General features: G+C 47.0%; 16 protein-coding genes. 12 read left to right on the forward strand and 4 right to left on the reverse strand.

From position 1 onward, the window contains the following. The first annotated feature begins 117 nt into the window (after nucleotides 1–117). Together metE and RO21_RS07760 are read left to right on the forward strand one after the other, a co-directional pair. Nucleotides 118–2388, forward strand: a complete 2271-nt coding sequence (gene metE / locus RO21_RS07755; RefSeq protein WP_047977231.1) for a 5-methyltetrahydropteroyltriglutamate--homocysteine S-methyltransferase — start codon at nucleotides 118–120, stop codon at nucleotides 2386–2388. Between the two features lie 201 nt (nucleotides 2389–2589). Continuing rightward, a complete protein-coding gene (locus RO21_RS07760) occupies nucleotides 2590–3219 on the forward strand; it encodes a BamJ family beta-barrel-assembly machinery protein (protein WP_047977232.1) in 630 nt (209 codons plus the stop codon). A 50-nt stretch (nucleotides 3220–3269) separates the two neighbouring features. Here RO21_RS07760 and RO21_RS07765 read toward each other — a convergent pair whose 3' ends face one another. From RO21_RS07765 to RO21_RS07775, 3 genes are all read right to left on the reverse strand, one after another. Next, a complete protein-coding gene (locus RO21_RS07765; protein ID WP_047977233.1) occupies nucleotides 3270–3563 on the reverse strand; it encodes a DUF5389 family protein in 294 nt (97 codons plus the stop codon). Nucleotides 3564–3683: 120 nt separating this feature from the next. Next, complete coding sequence (xerD, locus tag RO21_RS07770) at nucleotides 3684–4577, reverse strand: site-specific tyrosine recombinase XerD (RefSeq protein ID WP_047977234.1); 894 nt, start codon at nucleotides 4575–4577, stop codon at nucleotides 3684–3686. 35 nt (nucleotides 4578–4612) lie between these two features. Then, a complete protein-coding gene (locus RO21_RS07775) occupies nucleotides 4613–5401 on the reverse strand; it encodes a glycosyltransferase family 32 protein (RefSeq protein WP_047977235.1) in 789 nt (262 codons plus the stop codon). 195 nt (nucleotides 5402–5596) lie between these two features. On the opposite strand from RO21_RS07775, the gene RO21_RS07780 reads away from it, so the two are divergent. Both RO21_RS07780 and recR read left to right on the forward strand, forming a co-directional pair. Next, entirely contained in the window at nucleotides 5597–5926 is a 330-nt protein-coding gene (locus RO21_RS07780) for a YbaB/EbfC family nucleoid-associated protein (RefSeq protein ID WP_047977236.1), read from the forward strand. A 56-nt stretch (nucleotides 5927–5982) separates the two neighbouring features. After that, complete coding sequence (gene recR, locus RO21_RS07785; protein ID WP_047977246.1) at nucleotides 5983–6594, forward strand: recombination mediator RecR; 612 nt, start codon at nucleotides 5983–5985, stop codon at nucleotides 6592–6594. On the opposite strand, the gene plsY is transcribed toward recR, so the two are convergent. Continuing rightward, nucleotides 6595–7185, reverse strand: a complete 591-nt coding sequence (plsY, locus tag RO21_RS07790; RefSeq protein WP_047977237.1) for a glycerol-3-phosphate 1-O-acyltransferase PlsY — start codon at nucleotides 7183–7185, stop codon at nucleotides 6595–6597. Between the two features lie 76 nt (nucleotides 7186–7261). On the opposite strand from plsY, the gene folB reads away from it, so the two are divergent. From folB to serA, 8 genes are all read left to right on the forward strand, one after another. Further along, nucleotides 7262–7618, forward strand: coding sequence for a dihydroneopterin aldolase (gene folB, locus RO21_RS07795; RefSeq protein WP_047977238.1), 357 nt, complete (start codon nucleotides 7262–7264; stop codon nucleotides 7616–7618). After that, complete coding sequence (locus tag RO21_RS07800) at nucleotides 7612–8241, forward strand: ubiquinone biosynthesis accessory factor UbiJ (protein WP_047977239.1); 630 nt, start codon at nucleotides 7612–7614, stop codon at nucleotides 8239–8241. Before folB ends, RO21_RS07800 begins: the two co-directional genes overlap by 7 nt. Then, nucleotides 8238–9863 (forward strand): ubiquinone biosynthesis regulatory protein kinase UbiB, encoded by a 1626-nt coding sequence (gene ubiB / locus RO21_RS07805; RefSeq protein WP_047977240.1) that lies wholly within the window; start codon nucleotides 8238–8240, stop codon nucleotides 9861–9863. The genes RO21_RS07800 and ubiB overlap by 4 nt, the downstream gene beginning before the upstream one ends. A 199-nt stretch (nucleotides 9864–10062) precedes the next feature. Next, complete coding sequence (gene tatA / locus RO21_RS07810; RefSeq protein WP_047977241.1) at nucleotides 10063–10287, forward strand: Sec-independent protein translocase subunit TatA; 225 nt, start codon at nucleotides 10063–10065, stop codon at nucleotides 10285–10287. A 3-nt stretch (nucleotides 10288–10290) separates the two neighbouring features. Further along, complete coding sequence (tatB, locus tag RO21_RS07815) at nucleotides 10291–10839, forward strand: Sec-independent protein translocase protein TatB (protein ID WP_047977242.1); 549 nt, start codon at nucleotides 10291–10293, stop codon at nucleotides 10837–10839. Next, nucleotides 10839–11579: a twin-arginine translocase subunit TatC gene (gene tatC / locus RO21_RS07820; RefSeq protein ID WP_047977243.1), complete on the forward strand. Its 741-nt coding sequence runs from the start codon at nucleotides 10839–10841 to the stop codon at nucleotides 11577–11579. The genes tatB and tatC overlap by 1 nt, the downstream gene beginning before the upstream one ends. 106 nt (nucleotides 11580–11685) lie before the next feature. Further along, nucleotides 11686–12345: a ribose-5-phosphate isomerase RpiA gene (gene rpiA / locus RO21_RS07825; protein ID WP_047977244.1), complete on the forward strand. Its 660-nt coding sequence runs from the start codon at nucleotides 11686–11688 to the stop codon at nucleotides 12343–12345. Between the two features lie 95 nt (nucleotides 12346–12440). Further along, nucleotides 12441–13673, forward strand: coding sequence for a phosphoglycerate dehydrogenase (gene serA, locus RO21_RS07830; protein WP_047977245.1), 1233 nt, complete (start codon nucleotides 12441–12443; stop codon nucleotides 13671–13673). Nucleotides 13674–13886 lie beyond the last annotated feature (213 nt).

A 13886-nucleotide genomic window follows, 5' to 3' on the forward strand; every position in this document is an offset into this window, starting at 1 on the left:
AATGATCTTGAAAATTATGAAGTTGCATAATGCAGAAAAAAACGTATGCTTCTATTCAAGAGTTTAGCCGTCTAAATGGCTAAAATAATGAACAACATCATATTTAGGAGTATTACAATGACAACATTCCATATCCTCGGTTTTCCTCGTGTCGGTGCAAAGCGTGAACTGAAATTTGCCCAAGAGCGTTATTGGCGGCAAGAAATTGGTGATCAGGATTTATGCGATCTTGCCCGTGCATTGCGGGAAAAAAACTGGCAGCACCAAGCGCAAGCCAACGCCGATTTTGTAGCAGTCGGTGATTTCACTTTTTACGATCATATTTTGGATTTGCAAGTGGCAACCGGTTCTATTCCTGCTCGTTTCGGCTTTGACAGCCAAAATCTCACCCTTGACCAATATTTCCAACTCGCACGGGGGAACAAAACTCAATTTGCGATTGAGATGACCAAATGGTTCGACACCAACTATCACTACCTCGTCCCGGAGTTCACCAAAGCGACTCAATTCAAAGCTAATCCGGCGCATTATGTAAATCAGATTCGGGAAGCGAAAGCATTGGGCTTACAGGTTAAGCCGGTGATTGTCGGGCCTTTAACATTCTTATGGCTCGGCAAAGAGAAAGGAGAAGCCTTTAACCGCTTTGAATTATTAACCCAATTAGTGCCGGTTTATCGTGAGATTTTAGAGGCTATTGCGGCAGAAGGTGCGGAATGGATTCAAATTGATGAACCTGCCTTAGCCTTAGATTTGCCGCCAGAGTGGTTGGAAGCCTATCAAGCGGTCTATGCTGAATTGAGTAACGTCAATGCTAAATTATTACTCGCCACCTATTTCGGCTCGGTTGCAGAACACGCCGATTTACTCAAAAATTTGGCGGTGGACGGTTTACACCTTGATTTAGTGCGTGCGCCGCAACAATTAGCCGCCTTTGCCGATTACGATAAAGTGTTGTCTGCTGGTGTGATTGACGGGCGTAATATTTGGCGGGCGAATCTGAATAGCGTGCTTGACGTGCTTGAACCGCTCAAAGCCAAACTCGGCGAGCGTTTGTGGATTGCACCAAGTTGTTCATTATTGCATACACCGTTTGATTTAAGTGTCGAAACGCAGTTAAAAGCTCAAAATGGTGATCTGTATGGGTGGCTAGCCTTCACCTTGCAAAAAGTGGACGAATTAAATGTGCTGAAAACGGCGTTAGACCAAGGTCGCGCCGCAGTAGCAGACGCCCTTGCCGCCAGCCAAGCCGCTGCGGATAGACGGGCAAATTCCAGCGTAATTCACCGTTCTGACGTAGCAGCGCGTTTGGCAAATCTACCGCAGAATGCCGACCAGCGCCAATCGCCGTTTAGCGAGCGGATTAAGTTGCAAAATGCGTGGCTCAAGTTACCGCTTTTCCCGACCACCACCATCGGTTCTTTCCCACAAACGAAGGAAATCCGCTTGGCGAGAGCCGCTTTCAAGAAAGGTGATCTGAGCCTTGAGAATTACGAAGCGGCAATGAAGAAAGAGATTGAGTATGTGGTGCGTGAGCAGGAAAAATTGGATTTGGACGTGCTGGTGCACGGCGAAGCGGAACGCAACGATATGGTGGAGTATTTCGGTGAATTGCTGGACGGTTTTGCCTTTACCAAATTTGGCTGGGTGCAAAGTTACGGTTCACGCTGCGTCAAACCACCTGTCATTTACGGCGATGTCTCCCGTCCTGCGCCGATGACGGTACGTTGGTCTCAATATGCCCAAAGTCTTACCCAAAAAGTGATGAAAGGAATGCTGACCGGACCGGTAACGATTTTACAATGGTCGTTCGTGCGTAATGATCTGCCGCGTGCCACAGTGTGTAAACAGATTGCAGTCGCGTTGTCGGACGAAGTTGCAGATCTCGAAAAAGCCGGCATTAAGGTTATCCAAATTGACGAGCCGGCAATCCGTGAAGGCTTACCGCTCAAGCGGGCGGATTGGGACGCTTATTTGCAATGGGCGGGCGAAGCGTTTCGTTTAAGTTCAATGGGCTGCCAAGACGATACCCAAATTCACACCCATATGTGCTATTCGGAATTTAACGATATTCTGCCGGCAATTGCTGCCTTAGATGCCGATGTGATCACAATCGAAACCTCACGTTCCGATATGGAATTACTCACTGCCTTTGGTGATTTCCAATACCCGAACGACATCGGGCCGGGCGTGTACGATATTCACAGCCCACGCGTGCCGAGTGCCGAAGAGATCGAGCATTTATTGCGTAAAGCTTTAAATGTTGTGCCGAAAGAACGTTTGTGGGTGAATCCGGATTGCGGCTTAAAAACCCGTGGCTGGCAGGAAACCGTTGCTCAATTACAAGTAATGATGGACGTAACTAAAAAATTGCGTGCCGAGTTGGCGTAATTCAGCCTAGCCAATATCTAAAAAAACGTATTAGCAATCTAGGGACGTACGGCGTGCGTCCCTGAAATACGTCCAAAATCCTGTTTTATTCCGTTGCGATACCATTGAATTTTGCAAAGAATCATAGAAAACTGCCCGCTTGCCCTTGTATTTCAGCAATTTAACGCCATATAAATCACTCATTTTTAATAAGGAACGATTATGGCACTTAATTTAGACGCAATTTCATTAGAGAGCGTAGAAGCGCAGGGCGGCTACGGGATTGGTTTACAAATCGGGCAACAGTTGCTCGGCAGTGGCTTAGATCTTGAGTTGGACGCAGTATTCAAAGGGATTTTTGATGTGTTAAACGAAAATCAGCCGGCGCTAGACATCAATGTAGTAACGAAAGCATTGCAGGCGTTGCAACAACGTGCGGAAGCGAACAGAGCGGAAGCCTTTAAAGCGTTGGAAGCAGAAGGGCAGGCCTTTTTAGCGGAAAATAAAAAACACGCAACGGTGAAAGAAACAGAAAGTGGTTTACAATATGAAATTTTAACCGAAGGGACAGGCAAAGTGCCGGCAAAAACCGATAAAGTGCGGGTGCATTACACCGGTTCTTTAATCGATGGTACGGTGTTTGACAGCTCCGTCCAACGTGGCACGCCGGCAGAATTTCCGGTAAACGGCGTGATTGCCGGCTGGATTGAAGCCTTAACAATGATGCCGGTAGGCTCAAAATGGCGTTTAACCATTCCGCATCAATTAGCCTATGGTGAACGAGGTGCGGGCGCATCTATTCCGCCATTTAGCACGCTGATTTTTGAAGTGGAATTATTGGATATTCTTTAATTGCATATTTAGGCTAAAAACCGACCGCTTGGTCGGTTTTTTTATGCGGATTAGATATAACTGATAATGTGAAAACACAGCGCATAAAAACCGAGAAAGGCTAAGATCAGCAGCCCTCGGGCGAGGTTTTGATGTGTTTTGTGCACTTTGTAGAGAATACCTGCCACAGTAAGCAAAACAAAGGGGTAAACCCAAAATGTGATGGAAAACAGATCGATCTGCGTGGCGGTTAATTGCGGGTGTTCGGAAAATTTGGGCGAGACTAATAATGCTAACGGCCATAGGCTGCTTGGTAAGCAGAATAACGCTAATGCCCAACTAAACGGTGAAAAACGAGATTGCATTTTTTCCTCAACAGGACGGGATAATAGAACGACAGGATTATGCCATAAATCCGTATTGGTTTGGCACTACCAAATTACAAAGCCGAGAAATAAATCTGATAGTTAAAACCAACCAAAGCCTTATCCCCTTGGGTGAAATTGTTGATGCAAGGTTTTCAAACGGGCTTTTGCCACCTGTGTATAAATTTGGGTGGTGGAGAGATCGCTATGCCCCAGCAGCATTTGTACCACCCTTAAATCTGCGCCGTGATTAACCAAATGGGTGGCGAAGGCGTGGCGTAAAACGTGGGGCGAGAGTTTGTCGCTCTCAATGCCGGCGAGCAGGGCGTAATGTTTGATCCGATGCCAAAAAGTTTGGCGGGTCATCTGTTTCCCCAAGCGGCTGGGGAACACCACGTCCGATTGGGCATTATTCAGCAAAGCAGCCCGTCCATATTCAAAAAATTGATTGATCCAATAGCTCGCTTCCTCGCCTAATGGCACAAGCCGTTCTTTATCGCCTTTACCGATAATACGCACTACCCCCTGCCGTAAACTTAAGTTACCCATAGTGAGAGAGACCAGCTCGCTTACTCGCAGCCCCGTGGCGTAGAGCAGCTCCAGCATCGCTTTATCCCGCAGTTCGAGCGGGTCTTGGGTATTCGGTACATTGAGGAGATCCGAAACCTGTTCTTCACTTAACGATTTAGGCAAATGTGCCGGCTTGAGTGGTGAAATAAGCGTGGCACTTGGGTCGTCCTGACGGTATTTTTCCAAACATAAAAAGCGGAAAAATTTGCGTAAGCAGCTTAACATTCGTGCCGAACTACTTGCTTTATAACCTTGCGTTAAGCGTTCCCCTAAAAAATGTTGTAGATCGGTGCTGTCCAGAGTTAAAAATTGCTGCGGAGTATTTTGCCAAGCGGCAAAGGCGGTTAAATCCAAACGATAAGAGGCGAGCGTGTTTTGAGATAGCCCGTGTTCTTGCCACAGACTATCCAAAAATTGTTCCATAATCGGATCGAGGGTTTTCATACAAGCGGTCGGTTATACGTCGAAATGTGCAACGGTTATTTGAGCAGATCTTCGTTTTTAGCGTGATTCCATTTGCCCATTTTTTTGTCCATATATTGAAAATGTTCGTTGGTAAACGTGCCTTGTGCGCAGGTGATTTTATCTCGGCGGGCATTGACGCTTTTCCCCTGCAACGCTTGATTTAGGGTAACGGGGCCGGTGAGGTGAAATACGCCGCCGTCGATCTTCCGTTGTTCAATATTGTCGATGATGATCGCTAATGTCTCTTTTAAAAATGGGTTGCCTTTTTCGCTGGCTAAGAAAAAATTAGTGTATTTGTCGCGGCGGGTAATCACCACTTCGCTGTCGTCTTGATCAATGATAGAGGCTAAATTCCAAACTAAATGCCCGTCAATATCCATATACACTCCGCCTTCTTGGTAGAGGGTGAAAATCCGCCAAAAATCTGCTTGGGCGGCACCGTCCGTGAGTTGTTGGTAAGCGTGGAACGTGCGGGCATCGGCATTGGCTTGGAGATAGGCTTCCCGGGCTTCTGTGCTGACATAGCGATAGTCGTAATTTAATGAAAGCAGGCGGTTTAAGAGGTAATTGCAATAAACCGGCAGGGTTACCCGATTACTGTAATTGGTTTGCCAAATGGTTTTGGTGATGCGACTTGGCTGACGGGACGTGATTTTCGCCGCACTAAATTCAGGGATTGTGAAGCGTTTTTGAGGAAAAAGAGCGTGAAAGCCGTAGCTGGCTATTTTCACACAATTTCCTAAAAGCCGTAGTAAACCGTTTGCCACAACGATTATCGGTTCGTATTTTACTTGTTTTGCCATTGTGATCGCAGAGTTGCCAAAGAGAGACGCTACTTTAGCATTTTATGCCGCTCAAAAAAAGCAAGCCGTAAGCGTTAAGTGATGTTTGCCTTAATCTTTTTGGTAAAAAAAACCACGAAACTGACCGCTTGCACCGAACTAAAGGGTTCAGTAGAATGGTACTCTTTAATTTTTAATGTTCATTGAGGACACACTATGTTTGGAAAAGGCGGCTTAGGCGGTTTGATGAAGCAAGCTCAGCAAATGCAAGAGCGTATGCAAAAGATGCAAGAGGAGATCGCACAACTTGAAGTAACGGGCGAATCGGGGGCAGGTTTAGTCAAAATTACCATTAACGGGGCGCATAATTGTCGTCGGCTTGAAATCGATCCTTCACTGATGGAGGATGACAAAGAGATGTTGGAAGATCTGATTGCGGCGGCATTCAACGATGCGGTACGCCGTGCCGATGAAATGCAAAAAGAAAAAATGGCATCTGTTACTGCCGGTATGCCGTTACCACCGGGAATGAAGTTTCCTTTCTAGTCTTGATTGAACGGCATTACGCCGTTCTGTTCTATGCTGATGTTCAATTCAAGTTTATGCAAACAAGCCCTTTACTCGAAAATTTAATGGACGCCCTACGGGTATTACCGGGGGTTGGCCCGAAATCCGCCCAACGTATGGCGTATCACTTATTGCAACGTAACCGCAGTGGCGGTGCGAATTTGGCAAAGGCATTGAGTGAGGCGATGAGCCATATCGGGCATTGCCAATCGTGCCGTACGTTTACTGAAGAAGAGGAATGCGCAATTTGCCAAAATCCCCGCCGCCAAATGAGCGGGCAGCTCTGTATTGTCGAGTTACCGTCCGATATTCCGGCGATTGAGCAGACGGGGCAATTTTCAGGGCGTTATTTTGTGTTGATGGGGCATTTGTCGCCATTAGACGGCATTGGCCCACGGGAAATCGGCTTGGATCTGTTGCAGCAACGGTTGGAGCAGGAGTCGTTCCACGAGGTGATTATTGCGATTAACCCGACGATTGAAGGGGAAGCGACAACCAATTATATTGCCGAAATCTGCCAGTTTCATAATGTCAAAGTCAGCCGCATTGCGCACGGCATTCCGTTCGGTAGTGCGTTGGAAATGGTGGACGGTACAACCCTGACCCAATCGTTTGCGGATCGGCGGGATATTAGCTTAAACCTCTAATCAGCGTTTTTGCCATAGCTTATCTTCCTGCCCACGCCATAAACGTTGGATATTATCGTGGTGGCGATAAATCAGTAAGCAACAGACCAACGCAACGGGGAAGGTAAATGCCGGTTGCACCCACCAAATATAGAAAGCGGCGGTCAAAGCGGTTACTACTGCGGCTAATGACGAGTAACCGAAAAGTAAAAAGACGGCAAGCCAAGTGAGTAAGCTGATACCTGCGACCACAGGGCTGATCGCCAATATTGCACCAAAGGCGGTGGCAACCCCTTTACCGCCTCGAAAGCGGAAGAAAATCGGAAAAATATGACCTAAGCAGGCGGCGAGGGCGATAAAACCAATCGATGAGGCGGGGAGTGCCAAATAGAATCCGAGCGCAACGGGCAGCATTCCTTTTAATAAATCCGCCAACAACACACCTAACGCCGAGAGTTTGCCGCCGACCCGCAGCACATTGGTTGCACCGGGGTTGTGCGAACCGTTTTCTCTCGGATCGGGCAAACCGGCGAGGCGGCAAAAAATAACGGCACTCGAAATAGAGCCGATCAAATACGCCGCGAAAATGAGTAAACAAGCGGTAGCATTCATAGATTTCCCCTTATTTGTTTGAACAAATATGATATATTCTACCGCAACTTTCGAAAAGGAAAATAAGGAAGATCCGATGAGCGATAAAGTTTTCATTTCCGAGCTAACTGCCTTTGCCACCATTGGTGCTTACGATTGGGAACATACCATTAAACAACGCCTTGTGTTTGATATTGAAATGGCGTGGGATTTTCAGCGGGCGGTCGCCGAAGACAATGTCGAATATTGCTTGGATTATGCGCAAGTCTCACAGAAAATCCTTGATTTTGTGGAGAATACGCCGTTTAAATTGGTCGAAACCGTCGCCCACAAAGTGGCGGATCTGCTTCAGCAAGAGTATGCAATTCAATGGCTACGCATTCAATTACACAAGCCGAAAGCGGTCGCACAGGCGGCGAGTGTCGGCGTGATTGTTGAACGGGGACGTTGCTGATGTCGCTTGCCCAACCCTTATTACTTGCCCCCTTTGGTATCGGAATAGCGGAAAGCCTTTTTAATCATCTGATCAATCGTTCCGCCCAAAGTTTGCCGATCTTACGCAAACTTGACGGCAAAATCTTACATATTTCGCTAAAACAGCCAAATCTGCCTTTTTTTATCCTGTTTAGTCCGACCCGCACCGATTGGCTTTCTCAATACGACGGCGAGCCGGATTGTGCGGTTCAGCTTGAGGCAACGGTGCTGCCCAAACTGGCGGATAAAGCGAGATTAAGTGAGTTGATCAACCAAAAAACCGTGCAATTAACCGGCGACCTGCAAGTGTTGCAGCACTTTTCAATGTTGTTGGACGAGCTGGAAAAACAGCCTGCCGAGCTGCTTTCGCACATTATCGGCGATGTGCCGGCGCAGATCTCAACGGAGTTAGTCGGCAAAATATGGGGTAAAATCCACAGCCAGTTCCGCCAAGACAGTCAGCATTTGGTTGAAAATTTAATGGTAGAGCGTCCTGTTTTGGTTCATCGATTAGAGGCGCAGGATTTCTACGATCAAATTGATGAGCTTGCTCGACAAGCGGTCAGATTAGAACAAAAATTTGCAACATTGGGAATGGAATGAACATCAAAAATCTCCGCCGCCTTTACCGGATTATCCACACTTTTTTACGCTACGGCATTGACGAAGCCATTCCGGATTTACCGCTTACCCGTGGGCTACGGCTGGGGCGGAAATCCCTGTTTTGGGTGAAAAATCAGTTCCCCGATCAACCGCTTGGGGTTCGGCTACGCCTTGCTTTGCAAGAGCTAGGGCCGGTTTGGATAAAATTGGGGCAAATGCTTTCGACCCGCCGTGATCTGTTTGAGCCGGCACTTGCCGACCAACTGGCATTGCTGCAAGACTCGGTTGAGGCGTTTGACGGCAAATTGGCACGCCAAATTATCGAACAAGCGTTGGGCGGCAAGCTGGAGCAATGGTTTAGCGAGTTTGATGAAACCGCTCTTGCCTCTGCCTCTATCGCACAGGTGCATACCGCAAAATTTGCAGCGCACCACGAGTTTAGCGGGCAGGAAGTGGTGCTTAAAGTCATCCGCCCCGACATTGAACCGATTATTCAGCAAGATTTAGCGTTAATGTACCGCCTTGCCGGTTGGATTCCTCGCCTTAATAAAGAGGGCAAACGGTTGCGGGCGGTGGAAGTGGTGCGGGAATATGAAAAAACCTTGCTGGGCGAGTTGGATCTTCGCAAAGAAATGGCAAACGCGACCCGCTTGCGAGCCAATTTTGAGCAGAGCGAAATGCTCTATATCCCGCAAATGTACGAGGCGTTTTGCCACAAAAATGTGATCGTAATGGAGCGGATTTACGGCATTCCGGTATCGGATATTGCCCGCCTGAAAGCGAATGGTACCGATATGAAATTACTGGCGGAACGGGGCGTGCAAGTGTTTTTCACCCAAGTGTTTCGGGATAGCTTTTTCCACGCCGATATGCACCCCGGCAATATTTTTGTGAATCCGGCACACCCCGAAAATCCCCAATATATCGGCATTGACTGCGGCATTGTCGGCACTCTGAATCAAAACGATAAACGCTATTTGGCGGAAAGTTTTGTTGCCTTTTTCAACCGAGATTATCGCCGTGTTGCACTGATGCACGTTGAGTCCGGCTGGACACCGGCGGACACGGATATTGACACATTTGAACAGGCGTTTCGTGAAGTGTGCGAACCGATTTTTGCCAAGCCCCTTGCCGAAATCTCGTTCGGACAGGTACTACTCAACCTGTTTAATGTGGCTCGGGAATTTAATATGGAAGTGCAGCCGCAGTTGGTCTTGCTACAAAAAACCTTGCTCTATATTGAAGGCTTAGGCAGACAAGTTTACCCGCAGCTCGACCTATGGCAAACGGCAAAACCTTTCCTGCAAGATTGGCTGAATGAACAAGTGGGGCTAAAAGCGATGATCCGCCAAGTCCAAACCCGCCTGCCGCAATGGCGGGAGCATTTTGCCGAACTGCCGGAGGCGGTGTTTCAAGCCCTACAACAACAAAAACAGATCAATTTACGTTTAACGGAAATCAACCAAAGCTTAAAAGCACAACATAACCGCGGTGGCTCCCTACGTTTGCTCGCTCTTAGCACCGCTATTTTCTGCACCTTCTGGCAGTTTAACGCTCTCCCCCTATGGCTGAGTGTCCCGCTCTTAATCGCTGAATTGGGGTTGGTGTTTAAATTACGTTGATTATATTCTGAACAAAAAAGCAGATGTTAAAATGGCTTTAAAACGAACTGGAGCAATTTTTGTGATCTCAAACACAATTTGGAGAATAACTTCTTTTCTATTCGGCTAAATTATGAAATTATTGGTGCAAATGTAGTGTTTTCAGTGATGAAAACTCGTATAATTTAGGCAATTTTTATTTTAATAGAGAGGACGCATTATGGGCGGTATCAGCATTTGGCAACTTTTGATTGTGGTTGCAATTATTGTTTTACTTTTCGGAACGAAAAAATTACGCACCTTAGGGGCGGATTTGGGCGAGTCGGTCAAAGGCTTTAAGAAGGCGATGAGCGATGACAAAGCCAAAGATGCTGAATTTGAAAAAGTTGAGCAAAAACAAGCCGATACAACAGAGCAAAAAACCAAAGAGAAAGAGCAGGCATAATTCGTGTTTGATATAGGTTTTTCCGAGCTGGTTTTGGTATTTATTGTGGGCTTGGTAGTGCTTGGCCCGCAACGTTTGCCGGTAGCGATCCGAACCGTAATGGGCTGGGTTCGTACTATTCGGGGCTTGGCGGCAAATGTGCAAAATGAGTTAGCACAAGAGCTGAAGTTGCAGGAACTGCAAGAGAGTATTAAAAAAGCCGAAGCGTTGAATTTAAGCCAGCTCTCGCCTGAATTGAGTAAAACCGTTGCAGAGTTAAAAGAATCTGCTCAAAAAATGCAGGCGGATTTAGCCGATGCTAAAGGTGAAATTCAAGCGCTGACCGATGATCAAGTTACGGAAATTCAACGTAATATTGAGCAAGAAAGCCAAGCGTTGCAAGCGGAGGCAACTTTGCAAACCGAAGAGCATAAGTTACCGCTTGCGGATACCCGGCTTTCGCCGGCGGAAATCGCAGAGCAAGCAGAAGCAGATGAAGAGAATCTCAGCGCCTACTATCCGCCCGATGACGATTTGGCTCAATCCCCGCCGACAAAACAGGATAACGCATAATGTCTGTGGATACATCTCAACCCTTAATTACCCATTTAGTCGAACTGCGTAACCGTTTATTGAAAGCGGTTATTTGCGTTTTAGTTGTCTTTTGTGCGTTGGTATATTGGGCAAATGATATTTATACGTTGTTGGCTAATCCGCTGACGGAAAGATTGCCGGCAGGGGCAACAATGATTGCGACCAATGTGGTTACACCGTTTTTTACCCCGATTAAACTCACTGCCGTGGTTGCGGTATTTTTATCCGTCCCCTTTATTCTGTATCAGATTTGGGCGTTTGTTGCTCCCGCATTATATAAGCACGAAAAGCGGTTGGTTTATCCGTTATTAGTGTCGAGTACCGTCTTATTTTATATCGGGGTCGCTTTTGCCTATTACGTGGTATTCCCGCTGATTTTCGGCTTTTTAACCAGTACCGCACCGGAAGGCGTGGTGATGGCAACCGACATCAACAGCTATCTTGATTTTATTCTGACCATTTTTCTCGCATTCGGGATCTGTTTTGAAGTGCCGGTTGCGATTATATTGCTCTGTTGGTCGGGGATTACAACTCCTGCGGATTTGCGGGCGAAACGCCCCTACATTATTGTCGCTGCATTTGTGATTGGAATGCTGCTCACACCGCCGGACATCTTCTCTCAAACGCTGCTTGCCGTGCCAATGTGGCTGTTATTTGAAATCGGTCTGCTGGTTTCCCGCTTTTATACGCCAAAAGAGAACGAAGAAGCTGCGGGCTAATCGATCAAGCGGTGGGATTGCTGTCAAAATTGGCAAGAATCCCACCGCTTGTTTTTATTCAAAAATCCTTTAGAATTTTACGCAATCGTTTGCTCAAGGGGAAATTATGACTCAACTCGAAATGAAAAAAATTGCCGCTCAAGCGGCGTTGAAATTTGTGCAACCCGATACGATTGTCGGGGTGGGAAGCGGTTCAACGGTAAACTGCTTTATTGAAGCATTAGGCTCAATGCGCGATCAGATCAAAGGGGCGGTGGCAGCCTCAAAACATTCGGAAGAATTGTTGAGAAAACAAGGCATTGAGGTGTTTAACGCCAACGAGGTGTCGAGCCTTGACGTGTATATTGACGGTGCGGACGAAATCACCCCGCAAGGTTATATGATTAAAGGTGGCGGTGCTGCACTCACCCGTGAAAAAATCGTCAGCTCGCTGGCGAAAAAATTCATCTGTATTGTAGATAGCTCCAAGCAAGTGGACGTGCTAGGTTCAACCTTTGCCCTGCCTGTTGAAGTGATTCCAATGGCACGTTCTTATGTCGCCCGTCAATTAGTGGCGTTAGGCGGTTCGCCGGAATACCGTGAAAATGTGGTTACCGATAACGGCAATGTGATTTTAGATGTGTATAACTTTAAAATCCTTGAGCCGCTCAAAATGGAGCATACCATTAACAACATTGCCGGCGTGGTAACGAACGGTATCTTTGCCCAGCGTTATGCCAATGTAACGATTGTCGGCACGCCGGAAGGGGCGAAAATTCTCGAATAACAATAACGCAAGCGGCGAGATTCTGCGATTTTTTTGCAAAAAATGCTGACAATCCGCCCGCTTGTTTCTTTCTCTCAAACACAACAGGATTTGATATGACAGCAAAAATTTCTCTCGATAAATCTAAAATTAAATTTCTCCTTTTGGAAGGCGTGCATCAAAATGCGATCGATGTGCTGAAAGCCGCCGGCTACACCAATATTGAATATCACAAAAAAGCCTTAGACGGCGAGGATTTAATTAACGCTATCAAAGATGCGCATTTTGTCGGGATCCGCTCCCGTACCTTCTTAACCGAAGAGGTGATTGCGCAAGCGTCTAAACTGGTGGCGATCGGCTGCTTCTGTATCGGCACAAATCAGGTGAATTTAGAGGCGGCAAAACGGCGTGGGATCCCGGTGTTTAATGCCCCGTTCTCCAACACCCGCTCCGTTGCAGAATTGGTGCTGGCGGAAATTATTCTGTTGATGCGTCAAGTGCCGAAAGCCAATGCCGAAGTGCATCGCGGTATCTGGAATAAATCCGCCGCCGGCTCAAACGAGGTGCGCGGCAAAAAATTAGGCATTATCGGCTACGGGCATATCGGTTCGCAGTTAAGCATTATTGCCGAATCCATTGGTATGCAGGTCTATTTTTATGATATTGAAAATAAACTGCCGCTCGGCAATGCTCAACAAGTTGCCAGCCTTGAGGAACTCCTCGGCAGTTGCGATGCGATTTCTCTGCACGTGCCGGAAAATGCTTCAACGAAAAACCTCATCAATGCCGAACGCATTGCCCAATTAAAAGACGATGCCGTATTGATTAACGCTGCACGCGGTACAGTGGTGGATATTGACGCACTGGCGGCGGCGTTAGATGCCGGCAAATTACGGGGAGCTGCGTTAGATGTATTCCCTGAAGAGCCCGCCTCCGCCAGCGATCCGTTTGAATCGCCGTTGCGCAAATTTGATAACGTGATTTTAACCCCACATATCGGCGGCTCAACCTCTGAAGCACAAGCGAATATCGGCACGGAAGTGTCGAGCAAATTTGTCAAATATTCCGACAATGGCTCAACGTTATCGGCAGTGAATTTCCCTGAAGTATCGCTGCCGGAACACGCCGGTGCGACACGTTTGTTGCATATCCACGAAAATCGTCCGGGGATTCTGAACAAAATCAACCAAGTGTTTGTGGATCTCAACGTGAATATTGCCGCACAATTCTTGCAAACCGATCCGACTATCGGCTATGTGGTGATTGATGTCGAACTTGAAAATACCAACGAAGCCCTTGCTCGCTTGAAAGAGATTGACGGCACAATCAAAGCACGGGTACTTTACTAATTGGAAATGTCGAGTAAATCGGCATTTTTATCTTGGAAATCGTTTTGCCAAGAGGTCGGTTTCGGCCTCTTTTTGGCAAAATTCCAATATTATGTAGCAGTTGCACAAAGTTGTTTTGTATTCGCTTGTAGGGACACACTGCGTGTGTCCTTTATAAAAATCAAATGATTTCAATAGGTTAAAACCCGGATACACGTAGTGTGTCCCTACATT

Source organism: Muribacter muris (assembly GCF_001038205.1).
Taxonomy (GTDB): domain Bacteria; phylum Pseudomonadota; class Gammaproteobacteria; order Enterobacterales; family Pasteurellaceae; genus Muribacter; species Muribacter muris.